Annotated in this window: 24 protein-coding genes; 19 read left to right on the forward strand and 5 right to left on the reverse strand. The window is 34.4% G+C overall.

Features of this window, described 5'->3' with window-relative positions; all coding sequences use genetic code 11:
* The first annotated feature begins 43 nt into the window (after positions 1-43).
* From KD050_RS14035 to KD050_RS14100, 13 genes are all read left to right on the forward strand, one after another.
* Complete coding sequence (locus KD050_RS14035) at positions 44-1,234, forward strand: glycine C-acetyltransferase (RefSeq protein WP_211892958.1); 1,191 nt, start codon at positions 44-46, stop codon at positions 1,232-1,234.
* An 873-nt stretch (positions 1,235-2,107) separates the two neighbouring features.
* Positions 2,108-3,100, forward strand: coding sequence for a S66 family peptidase (locus KD050_RS14040; RefSeq protein ID WP_211892959.1), 993 nt, complete (start codon positions 2,108-2,110; stop codon positions 3,098-3,100).
* Between the two features lie 428 nt (positions 3,101-3,528).
* Positions 3,529-4,926, forward strand: coding sequence for a right-handed parallel beta-helix repeat-containing protein (locus KD050_RS14045; RefSeq protein ID WP_211892960.1), 1,398 nt, complete (start codon positions 3,529-3,531; stop codon positions 4,924-4,926).
* A gap of 908 nt (positions 4,927-5,834) precedes the next feature.
* Positions 5,835-6,380 carry a hypothetical protein gene (locus tag KD050_RS14050; RefSeq protein ID WP_211892961.1) on the forward strand — a complete coding sequence of 182 codons (546 nt, stop codon included), beginning with the start codon at positions 5,835-5,837 and terminating at the stop codon, positions 6,378-6,380.
* Between the two features lie 304 nt (positions 6,381-6,684).
* Positions 6,685-7,059, forward strand: coding sequence for a DUF2750 domain-containing protein (locus KD050_RS14055; protein WP_211892962.1), 375 nt, complete (start codon positions 6,685-6,687; stop codon positions 7,057-7,059).
* A gap of 320 nt (positions 7,060-7,379) precedes the next feature.
* The gene (locus tag KD050_RS14060; protein WP_211892963.1) at positions 7,380-7,862 is read left to right on the forward strand and encodes an RNA polymerase sigma factor; all 483 of its coding nucleotides are present in this window, start codon (positions 7,380-7,382) and stop codon (positions 7,860-7,862) included.
* Between the two features lie 4 nt (positions 7,863-7,866).
* Entirely contained in the window at positions 7,867-8,529 is a 663-nt protein-coding gene (locus KD050_RS14065) for a zf-HC2 domain-containing protein (RefSeq protein ID WP_211892964.1), read from the forward strand.
* Positions 8,530-8,855: 326 nt separating this feature from the next.
* Entirely contained in the window at positions 8,856-9,272 is a 417-nt protein-coding gene (locus tag KD050_RS14070) for a hypothetical protein (RefSeq protein ID WP_211892965.1), read from the forward strand.
* A gap of 153 nt (positions 9,273-9,425) precedes the next feature.
* Positions 9,426-9,956, forward strand: a complete 531-nt coding sequence (locus KD050_RS14080) for a hypothetical protein (RefSeq protein ID WP_211892967.1) — start codon at positions 9,426-9,428, stop codon at positions 9,954-9,956.
* A gap of 223 nt (positions 9,957-10,179) precedes the next feature.
* The gene (locus KD050_RS14085) at positions 10,180-10,605 is read left to right on the forward strand and encodes a hypothetical protein (RefSeq protein ID WP_211892968.1); all 426 of its coding nucleotides are present in this window, start codon (positions 10,180-10,182) and stop codon (positions 10,603-10,605) included.
* 826 nt (positions 10,606-11,431) lie between these two features.
* The gene (locus KD050_RS14090; protein ID WP_211892969.1) at positions 11,432-11,665 is read left to right on the forward strand and encodes a DUF3953 domain-containing protein; all 234 of its coding nucleotides are present in this window, start codon (positions 11,432-11,434) and stop codon (positions 11,663-11,665) included.
* Between the two features lie 71 nt (positions 11,666-11,736).
* Positions 11,737-11,919, forward strand: a complete 183-nt coding sequence (locus KD050_RS14095) for a hypothetical protein (protein ID WP_211892970.1) — start codon at positions 11,737-11,739, stop codon at positions 11,917-11,919.
* Positions 11,920-12,150: 231 nt separating this feature from the next.
* Entirely contained in the window at positions 12,151-12,789 is a 639-nt protein-coding gene (locus tag KD050_RS14100; RefSeq protein WP_211892971.1) for a TetR/AcrR family transcriptional regulator, read from the forward strand.
* Between the two features lie 69 nt (positions 12,790-12,858).
* On the opposite strand, the gene KD050_RS14105 is transcribed toward KD050_RS14100, so the two are convergent.
* Positions 12,859-13,587, reverse strand: coding sequence for an SDR family NAD(P)-dependent oxidoreductase (locus KD050_RS14105; protein WP_211892972.1), 729 nt, complete (start codon positions 13,585-13,587; stop codon positions 12,859-12,861).
* 597 nt (positions 13,588-14,184) lie between these two features.
* On the opposite strand from KD050_RS14105, the gene KD050_RS21400 reads away from it, so the two are divergent.
* The gene (locus tag KD050_RS21400; RefSeq protein ID WP_255553294.1) at positions 14,185-14,313 is read left to right on the forward strand and encodes a hypothetical protein; all 129 of its coding nucleotides are present in this window, start codon (positions 14,185-14,187) and stop codon (positions 14,311-14,313) included.
* Positions 14,314-14,532: 219 nt separating this feature from the next.
* On the opposite strand, the gene KD050_RS14110 is transcribed toward KD050_RS21400, so the two are convergent.
* Together KD050_RS14110 and KD050_RS14115 are read right to left on the reverse strand one after the other, a co-directional pair.
* Positions 14,533-15,615, reverse strand: coding sequence for an NAD(P)-dependent alcohol dehydrogenase (locus KD050_RS14110; RefSeq protein ID WP_211892973.1), 1,083 nt, complete (start codon positions 15,613-15,615; stop codon positions 14,533-14,535).
* A gap of 24 nt (positions 15,616-15,639) precedes the next feature.
* A complete protein-coding gene (locus tag KD050_RS14115; RefSeq protein WP_211892974.1) occupies positions 15,640-16,212 on the reverse strand; it encodes a TetR/AcrR family transcriptional regulator in 573 nt (190 codons plus the stop codon).
* A gap of 584 nt (positions 16,213-16,796) precedes the next feature.
* On the opposite strand from KD050_RS14115, the gene KD050_RS14120 reads away from it, so the two are divergent.
* From KD050_RS14120 to KD050_RS14135, 4 genes are all read left to right on the forward strand, one after another.
* The gene (locus KD050_RS14120) at positions 16,797-17,378 is read left to right on the forward strand and encodes a TetR/AcrR family transcriptional regulator (RefSeq protein WP_211892975.1); all 582 of its coding nucleotides are present in this window, start codon (positions 16,797-16,799) and stop codon (positions 17,376-17,378) included.
* Between the two features lie 100 nt (positions 17,379-17,478).
* Complete coding sequence (locus tag KD050_RS14125; RefSeq protein WP_211892976.1) at positions 17,479-18,327, forward strand: alpha/beta fold hydrolase; 849 nt, start codon at positions 17,479-17,481, stop codon at positions 18,325-18,327.
* A gap of 33 nt (positions 18,328-18,360) precedes the next feature.
* Positions 18,361-19,422 carry an alkene reductase gene (locus KD050_RS14130; RefSeq protein ID WP_211892977.1) on the forward strand — a complete coding sequence of 354 codons (1,062 nt, stop codon included), beginning with the start codon at positions 18,361-18,363 and terminating at the stop codon, positions 19,420-19,422.
* Between the two features lie 155 nt (positions 19,423-19,577).
* Positions 19,578-20,579, forward strand: coding sequence for an NADP-dependent oxidoreductase (locus KD050_RS14135; RefSeq protein ID WP_211892978.1), 1,002 nt, complete (start codon positions 19,578-19,580; stop codon positions 20,577-20,579).
* Positions 20,580-20,851: 272 nt separating this feature from the next.
* Here the strand turns inward: KD050_RS14135 and KD050_RS14140 are convergent, their stop codons facing one another.
* The gene (locus tag KD050_RS14140) at positions 20,852-21,481 is read right to left on the reverse strand and encodes a hypothetical protein (protein ID WP_211892979.1); all 630 of its coding nucleotides are present in this window, start codon (positions 21,479-21,481) and stop codon (positions 20,852-20,854) included.
* 165 nt (positions 21,482-21,646) lie between these two features.
* Between KD050_RS14140 and KD050_RS14145 the strand changes: the two genes are divergently transcribed.
* The gene (locus KD050_RS14145; RefSeq protein WP_211892980.1) at positions 21,647-22,606 is read left to right on the forward strand and encodes an L-threonine 3-dehydrogenase; all 960 of its coding nucleotides are present in this window, start codon (positions 21,647-21,649) and stop codon (positions 22,604-22,606) included.
* Between the two features lie 101 nt (positions 22,607-22,707).
* On the opposite strand, the gene KD050_RS14150 is transcribed toward KD050_RS14145, so the two are convergent.
* Positions 22,708-24,048: a YjiH family protein gene (locus KD050_RS14150; protein ID WP_211892981.1), complete on the reverse strand. Its 1,341-nt coding sequence runs from the start codon at positions 24,046-24,048 to the stop codon at positions 22,708-22,710.
* Between the last annotated feature and the right edge of the window lie 4 nt (positions 24,049-24,052).

The raw sequence follows: 24,052 nt of genomic DNA on the forward strand, positions 1-24,052 counted from the left end.
TGGTAAGATAGAGTAGAATATTACCCGTGAAAGGATGAGGAAAATGTCTCACGTATTAAATAATTTTTTATCCCAAAACTTAGATGAATTAAAAAGCCAAGGTTTATATAACGAAATTGACCCTGTAGAAGGTCCAAATGGGGCGAAAATAAGTGTAAAAGGCTCTGAGCTGATTAACCTATCATCAAATAACTATTTAGGTCTTGCGACAAATCCAGAGCTTAAACAAATTGCCAAAGAAGCAGTGGACAAGTATGGTGTTGGGGCAGGAGCGGTTCGTACGATTAACGGAACATTGGATCTTCATGTGAAGTTAGAGCAAAAGCTAGCTGAATTCAAAGGAACAGAAGCTGCAATTTCGTACCAATCAGGCTTCAACTGTAATATGGCAGCAATTTCTGCTGTGATGGATAAAAACGATGCAATACTGTCGGACCAACTAAACCATGCATCTATTATTGACGGTTGCCGACTGTCACGTGCGAAAATTATTGCTTTTAATCACTCTGATATGGATGATTTACGTGCAAAAGCGAAAGCTGCAACAGAATCTGGACAATACAATAAAGTAATGGTTATTACAGACGGTGTTTTCTCCATGGATGGAGACATTGCGAAGCTTCCAGAAATCGTCGCAATTGCAAAGGAATTTGATCTAATCACCTATGTAGACGATGCACATGGCTCAGGAGTAACTGGTAAAGGGAAGGGAACTGTAAAGCATTTCGGTTTAGAAAAAGAAATCGACTTCCAAATTGGTACTCTTTCCAAAGCAATCGGTGTCGTAGGTGGATACGTTGCAGGTAAAAAGGATTTAATCGACTGGTTAAAGGTCCGTTCGCGTCCATTTTTATTTTCCACAGCGCTACCACCTGGTGATGTAGCGGCAATAACGACAGCAGTTCAAATGATCATCGATTCCACTGAACTGCACGACAAGCTATGGGAAAACGGCGATTACTTAAAAGCAGGTTTATCGAAACTAGGCTTTGACATCGGTGCATCCGAAACACCAATCACTCCATGTATTATCGGAGACGAAAAACTAACTCAGGCATTCTCCAAACGACTATTCGAAGAAGGCGTTTATGCAAAATCAATCGTCTTCCCAACCGTACCAAAAGGAACAGGCCGCGTACGCAACATGCCAACCGCAGCTCATACAAAAGAAATGCTAGATGAAGCCATAGCTATTTACGAAAAAGTTGGTAGGGAGCTTGGGGTAATTAAATAATATGAAATAAAAAAATACCTAATTATTTTAGACATTCATAAAATAATTAGGTATTTATATTTTAATTGGAACTGAATTTTAACATATATGTTAGATAAAAATTAAAAACCTCACTGAAACAGTGAGAGGAAGGCTTTGCTTTTAAGAGCCAGTCTTTTACGCTTAGAGCTTATTTTAGCTTATCCTTGATCTTTTAGAGCGAAGTAAAACAACAAATTAACGGATTGTACTCGACAGGATGATCAAACAAAAAAGAGTGACTCATCACAGTAACGGGTTCCGGCACCTATCTTAAAAAACTAATGAAATTGCAGTGTGTAATTTGTACCCCAATTTGTTAGGTAACAATAGCAAGTGTAAGTCTCCATTTTAACCTGCAATTTCATATACAAATTGGGATACATAAACTTACCAATAAGTTGATGAATTCCTAAAGGAGTAAGTTAACTCAACTAGAAGGTTAAGTTTTGGTTGAATTAGGGCGGAGGACCAGAAATGATGATAGTAAGTTTTCTTTTAATCGGTTGGATATTAAGTTGGTTTAAATTTAATTACATGTTCAACCAAGCATTTAAAGAGCTTTTTTAGAAAGATATCGTTATTGCGAGTTATTATTTTGTATTCTTTTGTGTTGGTACAATAGGCGACTTAGTTTTTTTGTAAGAGGATCAAATGATGTTTGGTTAAGATAAATAGTAATTGTGCTAAAGGGGAGCTTTAGTTCAAGATCATGGGGTTGCTTAGGCAACTCTTTTTTATTATTGAACTAACGCAGCAGTTTAGTTCGACAAGTCCATATACCTGTTGTATTAATAAATGTAGTAAAGTATCTTTATCATATAATTATAGAGGTTTAGAAAGTAGGTTAATAATATGATTCAACGCTTAAAAAAAGGAGATAAAATCGGGATTTTTACCCCATCTTCTCCTGCAACAGTTACAGCCTATCAACGCTTTCAACGTGCTAAAGCTTTTATAGAACAAAAAGGTTTTGTTATTGTAGAAGGAGAATTGACAGGGCAATCAGATGTGTATCGTTCTGGCACACCCAAAGCACGTGCAGAGGAACTAAATAAATTATTACGAAATCCAGATATTAAGATGATTATGTCTACTATAGGTGGCACAAATTCAAATAGCTTGTTGCCATATATCGATTATGAGGCATTTAAGGATAATCCAAAGATAATCGTTGGATATTCTGATGCAACCGCTGTTTTACTTGCACTTTATGCAAAAACAAGTATCACAACATATTATGGTCCTGCTCTTATTCCCTCTTTTGGTGAATTTGAGCCTCTTGTAAATGATACATATCGTTATTTTGAACAATATTTCATGGAAGAAAATAAGCTTCCATACGAAGTTCCAATGCCATCATTTTGGTCTGATGAGCCAGTGAATTGGCTTGAAAAAACAACTGATAAAAATCTTTATCGTAATGAGTGGATAACTGGGCATAGTGGAGTAGCAGAAGGGCGATTAATAGGTGGTAATGTAAATGCAATGTACGGATTTATTGGTTCGCCTTATTTCCCAACAATTGAGCATGGCGACATATTATTAATTGAGGACTGTATGAAAAATGCTTCTGTTGTTGAGAAAAACTTTGCTATGCTTAAGTTACATGGTGTTTTTGAAAAAGTCGCTGGCATAATTTTAGGTAAACATGAACTATACGATGATTTAGGTACAGGAAAACTACCATTAGATTTATTGATTGAACAATTAGATAGACTCAACATTCCAATTTTAGCTGATTTCGATACATGTCACACCCATCCGATGCATCCATTAGCTATCGGTAAAAAAGTGAAGTTAGATGCAGATGCTAAAAAGGTAGTAAGCATAGAAAATTGGTTATAAGGCTGCACTCCTAAAAAAGTAAAGTTCTTATTGAACTCCATGAAAATTAAAAAATGCTCAAAATCTATATAATTGTATAACAAAAGAGACTCAGAAAAAGCTTTTAAAAAAGGCTAAGCCTTCAGAATGATAATATTGAGTTAAAAGGTAAATCAGGAACCAACTCCATGCTTTTTAGAATAAAGGCAAGGCTGGTGCAATAACCAAAGTAGGATTAATCTCCCATGAGTGCTACTCGTATAGAGTGCGGCAGTCTGTGATGCACCGTGGTCGTTGAAGTCAGACTAACGGCTGGGCTCTATGGCACCATAGTGCATCGACCTTTTTCGCCAGCCATACTAATCTATACCTGTTTTGAAACAATTTTCATCCTCTGTGGTGCAGTATCTTAAGTGTATTATGACATATATTCAATAAGGAATGATTTAATGAAAAAAATCTATTTTATCCTCTTGGCTGCAGCTGCTATCATGATTGTTTTAGTTTTAAACAATATAAATGATAAGCAGGATCAAGCTATTTACGTAGCTCTAAATGGAAATGATCAAAATGCTGGGACAAAATCAAAGCCATTTCGCACACTAAAAAAAGCGACGACAGAAGCAAATGCCGGGACTACCGTTCTCATACGAAAAGGAACCTATAATGAAAAGCTTGTCGTTAAACATAGTGGCACCAAATCAAAACCAATTACTTTTAAAGCCTACAACAAGGAGAAGGTTGTTCTTAGTGGAAAGGATATAAATGATGTTGAAGGGGACACATCCTTAGTTACGATAAATAATAAAAACTACGTGACAATTAGCGGGCTAATTATACAGGATTTATCTACTGATTTAGCAGATGAAACAGTAATGGGGATTTATGTAACAGGCTCTAGCAACCATATAACATTAGAGAATAACAATGTGCAGCGGATTGAAACCCATGCAGATGATGGGAATGGCCATGGGATCGCTATATACGGAACAGGCACAATGAAGGATATAAATATTTTGAATAATACGTTGGAAGATTTAAAACTCGGTTCAAGTGAATCTCTAGCTCTAAATGGAAATATTGACGGTTTTAAAGTGGAAAATAATATAGTTCGCCGAAGTGATAATATCGGAATTGATCTGATTGGTTATGAAGGCACCTCCAATGATAAAAAAGTGGACTATGTGCGAAATGGTATAGTAAAAAATAATCAAGTTTCTGAAATATCCTCTTACGGTAATCCGGCTTATGGGGGAGATTATTCTGCTGGTGGAATTTATGTAGATGGTGGAAAGAATATAACCATTGAAAAGAATACCATTTATAAAAGTGATATTGGAATTGAAGCAACCTCTGAGCATGCTAAAAAATACGCTGATAACATTAAAATAATAAACAATATTATTTATGACAACTTTTACACTGGAATATCGATTGGTGGGTATGATGGGGATCGGGGAGGTACGATCAATTCTACTATCTCTCAAAATATTCTTTATCGAAATGACACGAAGGGGCTAGATGGGGGACAGCTATTATTACAACATGATACAAAAAACAATGTGATAGAAAGAAATATTTTAACCGCTGGACCATCGCGGATTTTTATCTCCAACTATTTTACAACCAATCAAGAAAATAAACTACAAAAGAATGTATTTCATAAAGAAAGAGGAGAAACAGGTATTTGGATATGGAAAGAGGAAGAATATACAACTTTTCCTAAATTTAAAAAAGCTTCAAAAAGTGATGAGAAATCAAGTTATTTAGATCCAAGATATCAAAATGCAATCAAATATGATTTTAGGCTGAAAAAGGATTCGCCTGCAAAAAAAATTGTAGACTAATTTTGTATTCTAATTAGCAGAAATTATAACAAATTCAACGGGTATCAAAGTCACGGAGAAAGGTAAATTTTGGAGTGATTAACATAAGGAAGAATGATTAGTTAAATGGATGAAAACAATGCCAAATTTTTAATGCTGGATGTAATGTTTCTTCCAAAGGTTAGAAGAATATTAATTAGAGGATTTGTGCATTTGGTATTTTGAAAATGACACTGTACTTGAAGAAAAGGCCATAGAACTAATAAAAATTTCTGTAGAAGTGATAGATACCATTAGTTTATAGCTGGATGAAGACCTCAAAAGTGGCAGTCTTTATGGCTAGCTATTTCTTATTGAACTAACGCGGCAGGTTTGTTTAATAAGGCATACTTAAAGAAGGGTTTGCAATTGAGAGGGAGTGGAAGTTGGTGGATAGGAAAAGAACCATTACTTTTATATTTTCATTGGGTACATAGGTACTTTATTAATAATGATTGCTGGTGTAAGGTACATTTTAATCATAGATGATGTCATAGGACGTGGACTCATAATGTTTGGACTTATTTTTATCCTAAGTAGTTTAAGATTTATGAAAACCAAATTTCTTACAGTAAAAGAAAGACGAATTCCGAATTGTTAATTGGTCATTCTTTATTGTGACGGCAATAATTTTTATAATTGGTTTTACTTTCGTATAAATATCATCTTAATTGAATCATTTTCAACAAACGGGTGCTTTACTTCAAGAAGGAGTAAAGCTTTTTTTCTTATTAAACTAACGCAGCAGGTTAGTTAATTTAGAGATAAAAGCCTTATTACAGTAATGGTTATTTTGGAGTTGTGCAAATAGTGTATGTTATTATTTTGGTAAGAAAAATAATTAAATTACTACATTTCAGCGTTATGACATGAAATAAGGTGGTGGAAAAATGGATAATCAAATAAAATTGGCATTTGAAAAATCAAAATCTGGCGATAAAGATGAGCGTTATGAAGCCTATCAAAATATTTTAAATGCAACTGATCAACAAGTTGATTGGGCTTACGAGGTATGGAATCAACTAATAGAGGACTTAACTCATAAAGATAACCATCAACGCTCTCGTGCAGCACAATATTTAGCCAATCTAGCTAAAAGCGACCCAGAGATGAGAATTATGAAAGATTTCCCTAAATTGTGGGAGGTAACAAAAGATGAAAAGTTTGTTACGGCTAGACATAGTCTCCAATCTATATGGAAAGTCGGAATTGCAGGTACAGCCCAAAAAGAAATGGTTATGGAGTTTATGGTTGAACGCTTTAAAAAATGTGCAGATGAAAAGAATTTTACTTTAATTCGTAATGACATTATTCAAAACATGAAAAACTTATATGACTATTTCAATGATGAGTTTATTAAACAAACGGCTCTGGATTTAATTGATACGGTTGACGACAAAAAATACAAAAAAAAATATATGGATATATGGAAGTAGTTTAACTATTTAAAGATTATAAAGCTGAAGATATGAGTGTCTTTAGCTTTATAATCTTTATTCTAGTTGTAATATACTTTTTTAAAATACAGATCTATTTATTGAATAGTATATGGATACTACTCATGCAACAACTACTTTTTCGCTACTTTGTGAAATTATACAATTAAAGTAACGAGTGCTTTACTTCAAGAAGGGGTAAAGCCTTTTTTCTTATTGAACTAACGCGGCAGTTTAGTTCAAGAAGGTATATTTATCAGTATTAGAGAATATGTTAAATGCTGCAGTAACTGGAGGATATATTATGAACCAAAAAGAATTTGAATCGGTCATTAAACAGCCACCAATTAAAAGATATGAGTATTTTATTAAAAAGGTCGCTGATTATGAGGAAGTCTGGGGATTATATGACGATGGTTGGGCAACAGCACAGGATGATGATGGAAATATATTGATTCCTTTCTTTCCCAAAAAGGAATTCGCAGAATTCTGTACTGTTAATGAGTGGAATAAATTTAAAGCTGAATCGATTGACTTATATGAGTTTATTGACCAATGGCTTGTTGGAATGAAGGAAGATAGAGTTAAGCCATCCATTTTCCCAATAAATGAAGATTCAGTAATAGTTGAGATAGATGTGTTATTAAGGGATATAAATAATGAGTTAGAGAATTATTAAGGCAGTTTTGCGTTTCAACATCAAAAGAAAGTACAAGATTGTGAAAAAGTGTTAAAGTAACGGGTGCTTTAGTTAAACAAGACCATTAAAAATGATGGTCTATTTTTATGTACAATGTGAAATGTTACACTTAAACTAACGGTGCAGGTTAGTTGAAGAGTGTTGTTTATCTTGTGTTCAACAATCGGGCCATTTAATTGAATAAGTGAATATCTGCATCTGTTATAAAGATGCAGTTTTTTTATTAAAAAATGTTGTAACGAAATCAATAATTTTGTGATAAATAGGTGAATGGCCAGACGGAAAAGGGAGGGGTGGCAGTGGATAAGGACAATATATACCAAGATTATGGGGATTTTATTTTTAAATACTTGTTAACTTTGACAAACAACCTTGATTTAGCAGAGGAGCTAACTCAAGAAACATTTTATCAAGCGATTAAATCCATTAATAACTTTCACGATAATGGTAAAGCCAAGTTTTCCACGTGGCTCTGTGCAATTGCTAAAAACGTATGGCTGCAAGAATTAAACCATAAAAATAAAAACCAACAATTGAAGGACTCACTAAAAAGTGAAAGCACAACATTTTACGACTTGGAAGATGAGTATATAAAAAACGAGGATAAAGTTATGTTTTTTAAAAAGGCTCATCAACTCAGTGAGGATAAACGAGAAATACTTTATTTAAGATTGTTGGGTGACTTAACGTTCAAAGAAATTGGTTCAATTTTTGAAAGGACAGAAAACTGGGCAAGAGTGACTTTTTATAGAGCAAAACTTGAAATCAGAAAGGGTGAGTAGGGTTATGAAACATAGTATATTTAAGGACTTGGCTCCTGCTTATATTGATAAATTAACAAGTGAAGAAACAAACGAACAGATAGAAAAACATATGGATCAATGTGAAGAATGCCGAAATTATTTAAACAAAATGAAGGGAGATTTATTTTCAGAAGATGAAAATGAGAGAAGAAAAGATAAAAGGAACATTGATTATTTCAAAAAGGTACGCTCGAAAAATAGAAAAAAGATCTTAGTTATCGTATCATCACTACTAGCAATGTTTCTTGTTCTGATAACTGCTTATTACTTTGTGTTTGTAAATATGTGGCAAGCAAGTTCCAGTAATGTTGAAACAAACATTCAGAGTCAGGGCACGATGGCTACGCTCTTATTCAAAGCAAAAAAGGACAATCATTATATAATTTTAACAGATGCAAAAACAGATGAGGGATATACAGATACTATATTTGTGTATGAAAAAAGGAACGATTTTTCTACCCCAGCAAAACTCCTAAAAGATGGGAGTGGCATTTCTTTCACATTTGCAGATGAAAACACATTATTACTGTATAATGGGAAGAAGAAAAAACTAACGGATGAAGATAAGGTAACTATACAATATAAAGATAAAACCGATGTAATACCCATAAAAGATTTATATGATAAAGGTAACGATGCTGAATGATTTAAAAATGGGATAAAAGTTATACCGCACACGGGCGCGATTGTTGAATAAGCTTCACTTTTCTTGTTCAACTAATGGGTGCTTTAGTTAGACAAGACCATCATTTTTCGATGGTCTTTTTTTTAACCGAACTATCAAGTAGATCTCAGAAATACATTGTGAAATGGTACACTTAAACTAACGCAGCAGTTTAGTTGAATAAGAGGTATTTCTGAAAGTTCAAATTTAACAATAATTCTTATTCAAGAACAACTTTTATATAATTCATAATTTTTTGGAACTTTTTCGTTTTTTAATCTGTATATGCTTTAAAGGGAGGAATTGAGATGAAAAAGCTGATGTTAATGTTTTTTTCAGTTTTACTTTTAGTTGCTTGTACTGATAGTTCCAAGAATGATGAATTAAAAGCATATGTTTCAGATTTTGAAAACTCAGGATTTATAAATAGAGCTGGTCAAATCATTGTTTTATCAGAAGAGGGAATAATGATTGATAGTCATGTTCTGAGGGGAAAGAGTAACAAAAAAAGCAATATTGATAAAGTTCTTGAAAAAGAAAATATTCCACTTACCCAACAATTTAATAAAGTTTATAAAGACGCCACGATTAAGACAGATGGTTCTAAATACTATGTAACTCTTGACGAAAATATTAAGTTAGAGTTTGAAAAGGTAGGATTAAGAATTATCGAGGACCCAGAAGGTGTCGAGTATTACACAAAAGAATATTCTGAGGAGAATTAAAATGGAATATTCAACTAACGGGTGCTTTACTTCAAGAAGGAGTAAAGCCTTTTTTCTTATTGAACTAACGAAGCAGGTACTAGTAAATGGCTGTCTATGTAGGCATTATATGGGATCTATTCAAGTTACGATCCAAGAGATGAGGAACATTAGATGACAAAAACGTTAGTCGACAAGGCGAAGAGTATTTTAACAGGACTGGAAATTGGATTTGATACAGCAAAGAATTGGAATGAAGATAATTATGATGATTATTATCAATACTTCTCACATCCGGATTTTGAAGTACGAAAGTATTCGCTTCTTGTTTTTGCAGCCGGCCTTGGTAATTGGCTTAGTAGTTCATGCTTTATCTTTCCACCAATTGAAGAACTAGAAAGTGGAAAGTATCTCTATTTGCATCAAGATAAAATTTATCACTTCGAATGTTATGTTAAATCATTTGTAGATAATAGAGAAGTCATTAAACAAGAGTTTCCGTTATTATATACCGCAATTGTATGTTATTTAATAGATTTAGATAATGAAAAGCGTTTTGATATCTTTAAATCAGTTGATAAGCAATTGTTCATTGTACTTAGAAAAGTGTTAGGTGACTCGGAACTTGAAGGAAAAAGATATCGATATAGCTATAATGGTCTGTTAAGAGAAGTAGGGCTGCCAAAAGCTTTTTTTAAAGATTAAAAATTTCAAGGTGTGGACAAATTCAAGGGAATTTGAAGGTAGTTTCAAGTTAATAATCAACTTAGTCTATCTATCTATTGTATTTGGTTTGATTCCATTCCATTATTCATTCGCTTGTTTAACAAAACAAAGTTTGTTCAGAAACTGCTTAGATAGAACATAATTATTATTCGACTAACGGGTGCTTTACTTCAAGAAGGAAATCACATTAGGAGGTAGAAAAATGATAAGGATAAACAAGTTGATTACCATCAACAAAACATTCTTTAATATTTTGTTTACAATCTTCTCTCTAATGTTAATTGCAGGTTGTGGTGTGGCTGACGATGGTAAGATTACAGCTAGAGATGTATTAAAGCAAAACTCAGATGCTGACATATTGATGTATAAAGGTCGGATTTATAGCAATATGACCGAAGTAGAGTGGTTTGAACAAAAAAATGAGCAATATATCAAATATAATTTGATAGGCGAAATTGAAAAACAGTCAACAAATAGCATTGGCTTTAATGATATGACAGCAACAAAATTACCTGTCGGGACAAAAGTACACTCTTCAAGAGAAGTTGATAATGATAAGGAGTTGGGAATCTTGATAGTCGAATTTGAAGGGGGATATTTGTACTATATGCAACTCCTTGAAGGTTAGTTTGTGAAGAGTTGTACTTAAACTCCCATGAAAATTAAAAAATGCTCAAAAAATATAAAATTGCATAACAAAAGAGACTCAGAAATTGCTTTTTTTAAAAAAGGCTGAGCATACAGAATGTTTATATTAAGTTAAAAGGTGAATCAAGAATCGACTCCATTCTTGTTAGAATAAAGGCAGGCTGGTGCAATAACCAGAGTAGGATTAATCTCCCATGAGTGCTACTCGTATAGAGTGCGACAGTCTGTGATGCACCGTGGTCGTTGGAGTCAGACTAACGGATGGGCTCTATGGCACCATAGTTGATCGACCTTCTTCGCCAGCCATACTAAACTATACCCGTTCTGCAACAATTTTCATCCTCTGTGGTGCAGCGTTTTTTTGCTGCATGGATGGCTAATGGGGCAGGTTAGTTGAACTAACAAAATGGATTACCCAATCAGTTTGAAGCAAAAGTAAAGGAAGGTGATTATTATAGAAGCCTTAGCAATTATTATATTTTTATGGGTATTTTTATGGTCTATTACGAAAACATTAGAAAATTTAACAGATAAGATTTTAGAGAAACAAGATAAGCAGTATAAATTATTAGAGGAAATAAAATCGAAACTAAATGATAAAATCGAATAGAAGATTGTTTTTTATAGTAGTCATATTAACGCTATTGCTTATTCAACTAACGGGTGCTTTACTTCAAGAAGGAGTAAAGCCTTTTTTCTTACTGAACTGAAGCAGCAGTTTAGTTCAATAAAGGTTCTATTAATTCGACCAAAATAAATATACTTTTTAAAGCTGAGATGAAATAATTTTGAGGGGGAATAAATTGGTGAAAATAACTAGAATTATATTTGCAATAATTGCTTTTTCTTTATCAAGTTATAGTCTGATAAGTAGAGATTTTGAGTTAATGCCGATTGTAATGATGTGCTTAGGGGCATTTATGTTAGCAACAGGATTATCCGAACTTCAGAAAGACAGAAAAAGATTTGAAGGGTATTTATTTATTATTGTTTCTTTATTTATTTTCTCTGTTACCATACTGGGTTTGTTATTGAACTAAAGGTGCAGTTTAGTTGAATAAGAATAGTGTTACTATTAATTAAAACTTATACCGTATTTAGGGGGGATAGGATGAATAAAAAGAAAGGTACGCAAAAATTCTTTATTGTATTTATTTCTTTTGGAATATTAATGTTACTTTTTTTAATGCAGGACTCAAAAATCCTTGAAATAATAGCAATGTTTATACCTATTATTGCGGTAACTACTTTTTGGCTCTGGGTAAACCATGGAGAGAAAAAACGTGATAAATAAATTTCGGTTAACTAAAGCAGCAGGTTAGTTGAAGAGTGTTGTTCAACAATCGGGCCATATTATTGAATAACATTTTTTTATTAAAGGTTACCAAACGACGCTTTGGGAAAGTATAATGCACATATAAGAGTGAGGCATGTTTTGAAGGAGGAAATACCCCTCCCAATGAAATTACATAATATTTAGTTTAAAATAAAGGAAACTATCCATTTTAATTTTAGGAGGTTTACCATGGCTGAATTTCAATTTTTAGATAAACGTGTTCAAAAAACGAAAATCGAATTGTTTTTAACCTTTTTTACATTATTAGAACAAATGCCATACAAGGATATTACAATTCAATCTATTCTTGAGCACTCAAATGTAGGTCGAGCAACATTTTATAAACATTACACAAATAAGAAAAACCTTGCGGAAGATTGTATTGAGCTGCTATTAAAGGAATTTACTATAGCTTATCGAACTCCCTATATGGGGAAATCTAAATTTGAATTTGATCAACTTACTTCTGATGAGCCTTTTGCTGCCCTTTTACATATTGCTAAGTATCGTAATTTTTATCTTGCATTAATGACGCCTTCTTTAGAACTGCGATTTAAAGAAAAATTGCTCCAACATTTAGTAACACTTTATGAACAGGATTTTTATTTTCACGAAAACGCACACTTAACCTCATATATAAATCGTTATATAGTATATGGTTCTGCAGGTTTAATTATTGATTGGATTGAACAGGGGTGTCCGCTATCTGCTGTCCAATTCTCGAAAATTTTAATTGATACAATTACAGCACAAGTTCATACTGTAACTATAAAAAGGCACATTGTTCAAAACGAAACTCAACGTCAGAAAGGATTTTTAGAACATTAACCTTTTTACATAAGAAAAAGGAGCGCATCCATTGGTTGCTCCCCTTTCCTCACTTAACATATCGATAACTTATTGGGCATTTAATCCGCCATCAATGATAAATTCCGTGCCTGTGCAATAACTTGATTCACCTGATGCTAAAAATAAAACTAAATTTGTCACTTCATCCACGCGCCCAGCACGTTTTAATGGAAACATTTGCTCCAGTTCTGGTGAAATTAAATGACGTGTCATATCGGTTTCAATAAAACCAGGATGTACAGAGTTAACACGAATATTTGCAACACCTAGTTCTAAGGCCGCTGCTTTCGTCATACCTCTTACAGCAAATTTTGAAGCTGTATAGGCGATTTTTTGATTGGCAGCAATGATTCCAGCTAATGATGAAATATTAACAATAGCACCATGTCCCGCCTTTTTCATATTTGGAACAACGGCTTTCATGCCATATAACGTCCCGTGTTGATTAATAGCAATAATTTTTTCATATTGTGCAACTTGTAAGTCTTCAATACTTACCTCTGAGAAATCCACACCTGCATTATTTACTAAAATCGTAACAGGCCCAAAATGTGATTCAGTTTTATTTACAACTTCTTCCCATTGTGCAAAGTTTGTTACATCAAGCGGTAGGAATAATGCGTTAGGTCCTAGCTCAGCTGCTAATGCTTCCCCTTCAGTTGTTAATACATCCGTAATGACCACTTTAGCACCTTCAGCAATAAAACGTTTTGCATGTGAAGCGCCCATTCCTTTTGCAGCTCCAGTGATAATCGCTACTTCATTTTCTAATCTCATTTAATATTCCTCCTTAGTTTGTAGTCCAACCACCATATTAGTTACATTCACTTCTTAGCATTAGAATATTAAATATCCCCCCTATAAACAATGGACCTTTAAACTGTTATCGAACTTTCCTGCTAGAATAGTTCGGGAAACTTATAGAAGAAAAAAATTACTATGTTTAATATTTTAATAACTTTCTCGAAAGTTGATTGTTAGGGATATTCCTAAAGGAACTTATCAGTTTTGGGGGGGATTATTGGTAATGGCAAAAATGCAAAAGAATTATTAAAGGAAGGATCTTGATTAAAGAAATCTTAACGCCGAAATATCACCATATCACAGCTAATCCTTTTCTTTGTAGGGCTAACAGGAACGTAAGTTGAATAAAGATCTTCAACAATCGGGCGCTTTTCTTTAATAAGATGGCGTCTTTTTGCATGGATAACACATTTAAGGGATTAAGCTTCTGAAGGTGTAAAAAAAGATTGTGAAGTATTGTACTTAAACTAACGGGTGCTTTACTTTAAGAAGGAGTAAAGCTTTTTTTTTATTGAACTAAAGCAGCAGAAGAGTTGAAGAAGAAAGAGCAGAAGTGGGGAGGATTTAGTAGTGTTGATAATTATAGGTTTTATTGTAGTCGTTATTAGTATTTTATCAATTGATGGACAGCTTAAAAAAGGATATAAGCAGCAACAAGAAATAATTGAATTACTAAAACAAATAAAAGAAAAGCATTGATTTACTTCTCTAAATAATGGGTGCTTTAATTCAAGACGGAGTAAAAACTTTTTTCTTCTTGAACTAAAGCGGCAGGTTAGTTCAATGAAGTTTTTTTAGTGAACTAAAGCGGGAGGTTAGTTGAAAAGAAGAAAGCAGATAAATTGTATCAACAATTGAAAAACCTACTTAACCTTGTATATTCACTACACGGTTAAGTAGGTTTTTAACATAGATGATTTACATTTTGATCACAGGTTTAATTGCAATTCCTTTTTTAGAATCTTCAAATGCTTCGTTTATATTTTCAAAGTTGTAAAATTTCAATAGTTTGTCGAATGGGAACATTCCTTTTTTATAGTAGGCAATTAATTGTGGAATGAACGTTTGAGGAATTGAATCCCCTTCAACTACACCGCTCACAATTTTTCCAGCTCCGGTTAATTCCATAAATGGGATGCTAATTTCAGCCATTGCTGCCACAGTCATGAAATGACCGCGTGGGCGGATAGCTTGAATCCCTTGAACAACTACTGCTGGTACGCCAGTTGTATCAAGAGCATAGTGAGAACCACCTTTTGTGATTTCACGAATCTTATCCACTGGATTAACATTTTTCGAGTTAATAGTAGATGTTGCTCCTAATTCTAAAGCTAATTCTAAACGATTATCATGTATATCCACAGCAATGATATGTTCAGAACCAGCAATTTTTGCTGCCATAATAGCACTTAAACCAACAGCTCCAGTACCGTATACAACGATACTTGAACCAAATTGAGGTTTCATTACGTTTAACACCGCACCAGCACCTGTTTGAATACCGCAGCCAAGAGGTCCTAATAATTCTAAATCTACATCTTTATCAACTTTAACTAAGTTTCGTGAGTTGACAATCGAATATGTACCGAAGGAGGATTGTCCGAAGAAAGTTGATAGAGCTTGGTCATGGAAATGTAAACGATGTGTATGGTCATCCATTTGTCCACCCATATTTAATTCCATAAAGCGATCACAATAAGATGGATGGCCAGTTAGGCAGCTCTCGCATTTCCCACATGCTGCGAATGACAAAAGTACATGGTCACCTACTTCCACGTTTGAAACGTTTTCTCCTACTTTTTCAACGATACCAGCACCTTCATGACCAAGGACTGCTGGAAGAGGTGTCATGCCTGTGTCGCGTACTGTAGCATCTGTATGACAAACACCTGTAGCAACAATTTTCACTAATACTTCATTTGATTTAGGTTCAGCAATTGTAATTTCCTCGATTTTAAATTCCTCACCAATACCATGTGTGACTGCAGCTTTGATTTTCATGTAATATCCCCCTAAATAGATTAATTAATATTTTATACTTGTTAATCCATGCAATAAAGATGGAATAACGGATTGAATATACTCTTCTGCATTTTCAGATCTATTATTAACCCATTCTAACGCAGCTCCATAAATCCCCCAACTCATCATAACTGAGGAGATATGTACCATTCTAAGATTTTGATGATTTGTAATTTCTGCTTCAATACTATAAAAAATACACTGCAAATCGGTCTTAATCTGTTTTTCAACATACAATGAAATTGCATCAAAATTAATGGAGTATGTTTCCTTTAATTCTTTTAAAATCACCGTGACACTAATAAAAATATCCTTCAAAATTTCCCCATTAATTTCTTTTATTTTAGAGACGTTTTTATATTTTAATGATGCATATTCTTCAATTGCAGCATTCAGCAAATCATATTTGTCTGTAAAATGAGAGTAGAAAGTAGAGCGGTTAATTCCAGCAATTTCTGTAATATCTTTGATTGAAACTTTGTGTATGCTTTTTTTCTGAAGGCATTTCATAAAGGAAACTTTTAAAGAATCACGTGTGCGTAAAATACGACGATCTAGGTAGGTTTCAGAATTCACTATTAAACGTCCTCCCTTTTCGTCATATAGCAACATATGTTGCTTATCTACATAATAATAAAGTCTGACAGCGGTTACAACAAACAAATAACATCAATTGTTGGTTAAACAACATTTGATTAATTAGTGTCTTATATAGTTCTGATATTAAAAGTTAAATAATACAATATCATCTTTTGTGTTTATAATTTTTTTGTTTGTAAAGGAAAGCACTTTAAGTACCGGTGCTTTAGTTAAACAAGTGGCTGCCAATGGTAGCTTTTTCTTATTGAACTAACGCAGCAGATTAGTTGAAGAAGTGTAGGTGGGGTTAATGTCGCAATGACACAAAAACGGAACAATAAAAGAGATTTAACTCAAAGTTTGGGTTCATCGACAAACAATTTCTTATATAAGTAAAGTAGATGTTATTCTAATGAATTAATCATTCTTTACTAATCGTTCTAGAAATGATATTATATAAAAATAAATTTGTTGTAGTACAATTTGAAATAATTAGAATGAACGTTCTTGTATTTAAATGGGATATTTTTATTAATATTCTATCTCCATTATATAAAATGTTCTTGTATGGGAGGAGAATTATGGCTAGAAGTAAAGAGTTCGATGAAAAACAAACATTAAAAAAAGCAATGCAACTTTTTTGGAAACAAGGATATGAAAAAACGTCAATGCAAGATTTAGTAGATCATATGGGCATTCATCGAAGAAGCATCTATGATACTTTTGGAGACAAGCGTACGCTGTTTCTAAGTGCTTTAACGTATTATGAAGAGTTTATTACAAACAAATTAATGTCGAAGCTTGAACGTGATTTACCAACCAAACAAAAGATACAAGAAGTATTTATGTTTGTTATTAACTCAAAAGTAGATAGTGACTATCCCAAAGGGTGTCTGACTGTCAACACAGCCGTCGAATTATCGTTGTTAGACGAAGAAATTGCCCAAATAATCTCAGATATGTTCACCAGAACAGAAAATCATTTCTACAATCTACTGATACAAGGACAGAATAAAGGTGAAATCTCAAATGAACATAACCCTGAGTTACTCTCCCTTTATCTTAACAACACGCTGGTAGGTCTAAGGGTCTTAGTAAAAACCAATTACAACTCAAAAAATATAGAAAACATTGTTGATCTGACACTTTCAGTGCTGGATTAGCTTTCTTTTCATCCATTCTAGAATGTTCATTCTAGAAAAGTTGTAGTACAACTAATTTATATAAAAATTTAAGAACTCAATGTTCGAAGGAGAAATTCAAATGACAATATTTACTATCCCATCTGAAACAGAATTTATTAAAGTTGAAGATACTAGTTATGCTTATAGAAGGTTTGGTAAAAAAACGGGAGTACCTGTCGTATTTCTAGTTCACTTTAGAGGAACTATGGAAAATTGGGATCCTAATATGGTTGGTCCAATAGCGATGGAACGTCCAGTTATCCTATTTGATAACAAAGGGGTTGGTGAGACGAAAGGACAAACACCTGCTACGATTGCTGAGATGGCACAAGATGCAGGGAAATTTATAAAAGCACTTGGTTTAGATCAAGTCGATATTCTCGGTTTTTCAATTGGTGGAATGGTTGCACAAGAATTGGCATTACAAGAAGGGAATTTGATTAGACGAATCATCATGGCAGGTACTGGACCTGAGTCTGGAATTAATCCTGAGCCAGAAATATTTGAAAGAATGAATCGACACGGTGGGAATGCAGAGAATGCTTTGGATGACTTCATGTTTTTCTTCTACACTTCAACTGAAACAAGTAAATCTGCGGGAATGGCATCTTTACAAAGAATTATCAATCAGAAAAAGGTTGAAAGTTCTGACCAAGTACAACAAGCCCAATTAAAGGCTTTGGCAAAGTGGTCTCAACCAAAATCCAATAATGATTACAATTGGTTACAGAACATTAAACACCCTATGCTTGTGACAAATGGTAATAACGATGTTATGGTTCCGACTAAAAATAGTTATATTTTAGCTGAGTATTTACCAAAAGCACAACTCATTATATATCCTGATTCTGGTCATGGTCACCTATTCCAATTTCCAGAACTATTTGCTGAGAACGTCAATTCATTCTTGAATTCAACATCTTTATAAAAAATTGATAACGATTAAAAAGGAGGAAGTTATATGAGCAAGTTATTTGAACCAGTCAGAATTGGAAATATAGAACTAAAAAACCGTCTAGGTATGGCACCAATGACAAGGAGTAGAGCACTGCCAGATGGAACACCTAGTGATTTGGCGGCAGAGTATTACGGCCAGCGTGCATCGGTTGGTTTAATAATAAGTGAGGGTACTCAACCCTCAGAGGATGGTCAGGGTTATACAAATACACCTGGTATTTATACAGAATCACACATGGAGGGGTGGAAAAAGGTAACATCAAAAGTGCATAACAAAGGAGGACGTATATTTGTTCAACTTATGCATGTAGGCCGTGTCTCACATCCTGACAATACACCTCATCACCGTCAAGCTGTTGCCCCTTCAGCTATTTCTCCTAATATAGAAATATTTACAGCACAAGGGATGAAGGAGATTCCTACACCTAGAGCGTTGAGTGAAGGAGAAATTAAGGACGTTATAAATGAGTTTCGCCTAGCAGCACGAGCAGCGGTAGAAGCTGGGGCAGATGGCGTTGAAATCCACGGAGCAAATGGTTACCTTATTCAACAGTTCTTAAGTGAAAATGCTAATCAACGTCAGGATGCATACGGTGGAACGATTGAAAATCGCTCAAGATTTGCCATTGAAGTGGCAAAAGCAGTTGTTGATGAGATTGGTCCAGAACGAACGGGCATACGCTTCTCTCCTCAAGGAACACTAAATGGAATAGAAGAGGGAGAAACAAGTAGTGAAATGTACCGATATTTAATCAGCGAGTTAGATAAACTCAACCTTGCATATCTACACATCATGCACTTCGGAAATGAATCATTATTACAAGAAATCCGTCAACTCTGGTCTCAAGCACTTCTTGTTAACCGAGCAGGACGTACTTTAGACCAACTTACGGTAGACTTAGATAATGAACTTGCGGACGTTATAACTGTAGGGACTTGGATGATAGCTAACCCTGATTTTGTCGAACGATTGAAATTGGATGCCCCACTGAATATGCCTGATAAAAATACCATTTATGCAGGAGGAGCGGAAGGGTATATAGATTATCCGTTCTTAAAAGAGTAAGTCAGGTTAGTTTTAACAGTTAAAGGGAATGACAAAACATTTTAGATTTATAATGGTGCTTTAGGATACACAGACTAGAATAAATGAATGAAATAAACGAATGATAAAAACCATCAATGTAAGAGTTGGTGGTTTTTTAAAAGGAGATTGGGAATATGAAAGCCGCTCAAATACAAAAATACTCGAAAAACATTGAAGCGCAGATTGTTGATATCCCTATACCAAGTATTAAAGATAATGAAGTACTGGTAAAGGTAAAAGTAGCTGCAATAAATCCACTTGAAATATTAAATATTACAGGAAGTGTAAAATTAATACAAGACTATGATATGCCTCTTGTATTAGGAAATGAACTAACAGGGATTATCGAAAAAGTGGGTAATCATGTATATGGTTTTAAGGTTGGAGATCCTATTTATACAAGACTCCCTATTGAAAAAATTGGGGCATTTGCACAATATGTTGCAGTTGATGCTAAATCCATATGGCATTTGCCGAAAAATTTAGATTTCGTTACGGGAGCTGGTGCACCTTTAACTGGTTTGACGGCATATCAAGGCTTAATAGAAGAGTTAGAAGCAAAAAAGGGACAAACAGTGTTTATTCCAGGAGGATCAGGAAGTTTTGGCCAAATGGCTGTTCCTATAGCTAAAGCAATGGGATTGATGGTTATTGTTTCTGGTAGTCCTTCCGCTAAAGAGAGAACTTTGAATGCTGGTGCAGATCAATATATTGATTATACAAAGGAAAATTATTGGGAAATACTAGACGAAGTTGATTTTGTAATAGATACTCTAGGTGCCGATGAATTCGAACGAGAGTTATCCATTATCAAGCCCGGTGGTCGGTTACTAAGTCTTCGTACTGGACCAAATAAACAGTTTGCAATAGATAAAGGTCTTCCAAAATGGAAGCAAATTATTTTTGGATTAGTTGGCTCGAAATTTGATAAGAAAGCAAAGAAAAAAGGTGTTCAATATCGCTTCATTTTCGTAAGAGCTGATGGAAAACAATTAGAAAAAATTACAAAAATCATTGAAGAAAACAATATTGTTCCAGCCATAGACCCTACCATTTTTACAATCGAGGACATTAATGAAGCACTGAATTTAGTGGCTAGTGGACATACTAAAGGAAAAGTAGTTATCAAATTTTAAACATGAATAGGAAGAGTGGAATTAGCAATTTCTCTCTCTCCGATCAAAAATACAATAGAATTATCTGCTAATAGTTTGTGAAGAATTACACTTAAACTAACGGGTGCTTTAGTTGAAGAAGCGAATAAAAATAAACATAAAAAAGCTCAGATTAATTTACTGGGCTATTTCTTATAGAAAAAGCACCGCATTTCGCGGTGCAATTAGTGAAGCATTTTCAAGTGTTATTTTGAGTTTTGTGATTGGAACCGGAACCTGTTATCGTCACAGAGTTACTCTTTTTCCATCCATTTAAATGAATAAAAAAGATTAAACTTCTGAACTCCTCTAGCCAGGTTAATACTCTGCTCAGCTGCTTGATGAAAGGCAATCATATCTCCATGCGCTTTAGCAATAATTGCATCTATTGCACAAGGCATCCACCCAACAGGCAACTTCTTCTTTAAAACTTGTGCATTTTCAAAATTCCCTTTCAGTGCTTCTGCATAAGCAATGTAGTATGTATGAAGTGGTTCTTTACTTATTTGTTTAGCACGCTGTTCAAACAGCGATATATTGTTTTCAAATAAAGCTAAATTTGCTTTATACACTTCTTGAACATATGGTTGTTTGTATTTCGATAAAATCATCTGAATTGTATCAATTATTTCCTCGCGATTGCCAGTCTGTACTGCAAGTGCGTAAGCAAATATAGGCTTTTTTTTGTTTTTCTCCAAAAAGCGCTCAATTTTTTTTAGGTTGTTGGATTTATATACAGTATACATCGGAGGCAAAACGAGCAATACAACGTATACTGCAATAATTACAATATAAATCAACCAAAATGGTTGCTCTATAAATAGCAAAGCTACTGTTAGTACAACCCCAAAAATAAATATATATATAAATGGTAATAGTCTCATATAATCCTCCTTTATTTCATTATACCAAAACCCTCTATGATGAGGTGTTGTATTTAGAGAGTGAACATTGTATAATAAATTTCGTAAAAGTCTTGTTATATCAATGGTTTGAGTGTTGTTAATGTACTCCTCAAAAATACAATTGTTTTTGAAAGGAAGATTCTTATGAAAAAGATTATGGTTACCGGAGCTTTAGGGCAAATTGGTTCAGAGTTAATAACCAAATTGAGAAAAGAATATGGTTCAGAAAATATATTAGCAACAGATATTAGACATTTAGCTTCACCTGTATCGGAAAGTGGTCCTTTTGAAATTTTAGACGTGACAGACGGAGAAAAAATGCATCAGCTTGCGAAGGATTTCAATGCGGACACGATGATCCACATGGCGGCACTTTTATCAGCAACAGCTGAAGCAAAACCCTTACTTGCCTGGAATTTGAATATGGGTGGGTTAGTGAATGCATTAGAAGCTTCCCGGGAACTAGGGTTGCAGTTCTTTACTCCAAGCTCTATCGGAGCATTTGGACCATCTACACCTAAAAAGAACACGCCTCAGGACACACTACAGCGTCCTACAACTATGTACGGTGTGAACAAAGTATCTGGTGAATTACTATGTGATTACTACTTTAATAAGTTTGGAGTAGATACACGCGGAGTGCGTTTCCCAGGGCTGATTTCCAATGAAACCTTACCTGGTGGTGGAACGACCGATTATGCGGTGGATATTTACTACAAGGCAATACAAACAGGACAATATACATCGTATATTAGTGCAGGGACATATATGGATATGATGTATATGCCCGACGCATTACAGGCAATTGTAGACTTAATGGAAGCTGATGGAAGTAAGCTTATACATCGCAACGCATTCAATGTAACAGCGATGAGCTTTGAACCTGAGCAAATTGCAGTATCGATACGAAAGGAAATACCGACGTTCACTCTGGACTATGAGGTGGATCCAGTTCGACAAGCAATAGCGAATAGCTGGCCAGATTCTATCGATGCAACAGCTGCACAAGAAGAATGGGGCTTTTCATTTAAGTACGATTTAGATGCTATGACAAAGGATATGTTAACTAAACTAGCAGCAAAAAAAACAGCTGACCTTCTATAAGGTCAGCTGTTTTTTTATAATCACTTTATTGATTGTTGTGAAAGGTTGCGCTTTTAGCCTTTGTCACGGAAATCAGAAGTATCGTTTAATAGAGCTTATATTTAAAACAATAAATGCGCTACAACTGCAATGATTGGGAATGATATAAGCGTACGCAACAAGAAAATAACGAGTAAATCTTTAAAATTAACCGGGATTTTCGAGCCTAGTAACAAACCACCAACCTCAGACATGTAGATCAACTGCGTTACGGACATTGTAGCTATAAAGAAACGAGTCATTTCAGATTCAATAGATGCCCCAAGAATAGATGGAAGGAACATATCCGCAAATCCAACAACCATTGTTTGTGCTGCTGCCGCTGCTTCTGGAATGCCAAATAACATTAATAGAGGCTCAAATGGCTTACCTAAAATAGTGAATACCGAAGTATATTCTGCAAGCATTAATGCAATCGTACCGAATGCAAGTACTACAGGTGCAACCCCAATATACATATCAACCACGTTTTTTATACCATCAGAGAAAAACTTACCAATTGAACGGTTTTTATTAGCCATATTTAATGCATTTTCTAAACCATGCGTAACTGCATTATAATTTTCAGGGTATTTTTCTGCTTCCAAATCAAGCGGACGTCCATCAATATGTGTATCCTCTTTTCCAGCAAGTGGGTAAATTCTAGGCATGATAAACGCAAGAACTACACCACAAAGTAGAACAGTTAAATAATAGGGAAGGAAGTATTCACCTAAACCTACTTGATCTAAAACAACGATACAAAATGTAATCGAAACTACAGAGAAGGTAGAACCAATAATTGCAGCTTCTTTTTTAGTGTAATAGCCTTCTTCATATTGTCTGCTCGTTAGCAAAACACCGATTGTTCCATCTCCAACCCAAGAAGTAAGGGCGTCAACTGCAGAGCGACCAGGTAATTTGAATAATGGACGCATGATTTTCACCATCATCGTACCAAAGAACTCCAAGAGTCCGAAGTTTAATAGAAGAGGTAGCAACAATCCTGCGAATAAGAAAATAGTAAACAGGAAGGACACTAATCCAGTTGGACTTAATAGCATTCCACCAGTATTTTCACTCCAAATTGCTTCAGGACCAAGCTGCCAAATGATTAAGATGGAAAAGACTGCTCCAACAATCCGTGTTACTGTCCAAAAAGGAGTTACTTTGAACAAGTTATTGATAAATGTATCCTCTTTCGGTAAGAAAAGAAAAATAATCGAACCAGTTGCAGCGATTAAAAGTGTAACCAATGCGAGCCATTGTACAACAGGCTCTAACACTGTTGAAAGAACACTTGCTAACCAAGCAATAGGTATTTGAACTCCGCCGTCGATAGGTAGAGGGATCATAAAAAGAATAACACCTGCTAAAGATGGAAGCAGGAATAATAGCCATGTGGATAAGGAAAACTTCTTCATGCAA

Source organism: Psychrobacillus sp. INOP01 (assembly GCF_018140925.1).
GTDB lineage: Bacteria > Bacillota > Bacilli > Bacillales_A > Planococcaceae > Psychrobacillus.

Excerpts from the sequence above, each read along its gene's own strand:
- KD050_RS14035 (WP_211892958.1), top strand. The coding sequence starts at position 44 with ATGTCTCACGTATTAAATAATTTTTTATCCCAAAACTTAGATGAATTA.
- KD050_RS14040 (WP_211892959.1), top strand. The coding sequence starts at position 2,108 with ATGATTCAACGCTTAAAAAAAGGAGATAAAATCGGGATTTTTACCCCA.
- KD050_RS14045 (WP_211892960.1), top strand. The coding sequence starts at position 3,529 with ATGAAAAAAATCTATTTTATCCTCTTGGCTGCAGCTGCTATCATGATT.
- KD050_RS14050 (WP_211892961.1), top strand. The coding sequence starts at position 5,835 with ATGGATAATCAAATAAAATTGGCATTTGAAAAATCAAAATCTGGCGAT.
- KD050_RS14055 (WP_211892962.1), top strand. The coding sequence starts at position 6,685 with ATGAACCAAAAAGAATTTGAATCGGTCATTAAACAGCCACCAATTAAA.
- KD050_RS14065 (WP_211892964.1), top strand. The coding sequence starts at position 7,867 with ATGAAACATAGTATATTTAAGGACTTGGCTCCTGCTTATATTGATAAA.
- KD050_RS14070 (WP_211892965.1), top strand. The coding sequence starts at position 8,856 with ATGAAAAAGCTGATGTTAATGTTTTTTTCAGTTTTACTTTTAGTTGCT.
- KD050_RS14080 (WP_211892967.1), top strand. The coding sequence starts at position 9,426 with ATGACAAAAACGTTAGTCGACAAGGCGAAGAGTATTTTAACAGGACTG.
- KD050_RS14085 (WP_211892968.1), top strand. The coding sequence starts at position 10,180 with ATGATAAGGATAAACAAGTTGATTACCATCAACAAAACATTCTTTAAT.
- KD050_RS14095 (WP_211892970.1), top strand. The coding sequence starts at position 11,737 with ATGAATAAAAAGAAAGGTACGCAAAAATTCTTTATTGTATTTATTTCT.
- KD050_RS14100 (WP_211892971.1), top strand. The coding sequence starts at position 12,151 with ATGGCTGAATTTCAATTTTTAGATAAACGTGTTCAAAAAACGAAAATC.
- KD050_RS14105 (WP_211892972.1), bottom strand. The coding sequence starts at position 13,587 with ATGAGATTAGAAAATGAAGTAGCGATTATCACTGGAGCTGCAAAAGGA.
- KD050_RS14110 (WP_211892973.1), bottom strand. The coding sequence starts at position 15,615 with ATGAAAATCAAAGCTGCAGTCACACATGGTATTGGTGAGGAATTTAAA.
- KD050_RS14120 (WP_211892975.1), top strand. The coding sequence starts at position 16,797 with ATGGCTAGAAGTAAAGAGTTCGATGAAAAACAAACATTAAAAAAAGCA.
- KD050_RS14125 (WP_211892976.1), top strand. The coding sequence starts at position 17,479 with ATGACAATATTTACTATCCCATCTGAAACAGAATTTATTAAAGTTGAA.
- KD050_RS14130 (WP_211892977.1), top strand. The coding sequence starts at position 18,361 with ATGAGCAAGTTATTTGAACCAGTCAGAATTGGAAATATAGAACTAAAA.
- KD050_RS14135 (WP_211892978.1), top strand. The coding sequence starts at position 19,578 with ATGAAAGCCGCTCAAATACAAAAATACTCGAAAAACATTGAAGCGCAG.
- KD050_RS14140 (WP_211892979.1), bottom strand. The coding sequence starts at position 21,481 with ATGAGACTATTACCATTTATATATATATTTATTTTTGGGGTTGTACTA.
- KD050_RS14145 (WP_211892980.1), top strand. The coding sequence starts at position 21,647 with ATGAAAAAGATTATGGTTACCGGAGCTTTAGGGCAAATTGGTTCAGAG.
- KD050_RS14150 (WP_211892981.1), bottom strand. The coding sequence starts at position 24,048 with ATGAAGAAGTTTTCCTTATCCACATGGCTATTATTCCTGCTTCCATCT.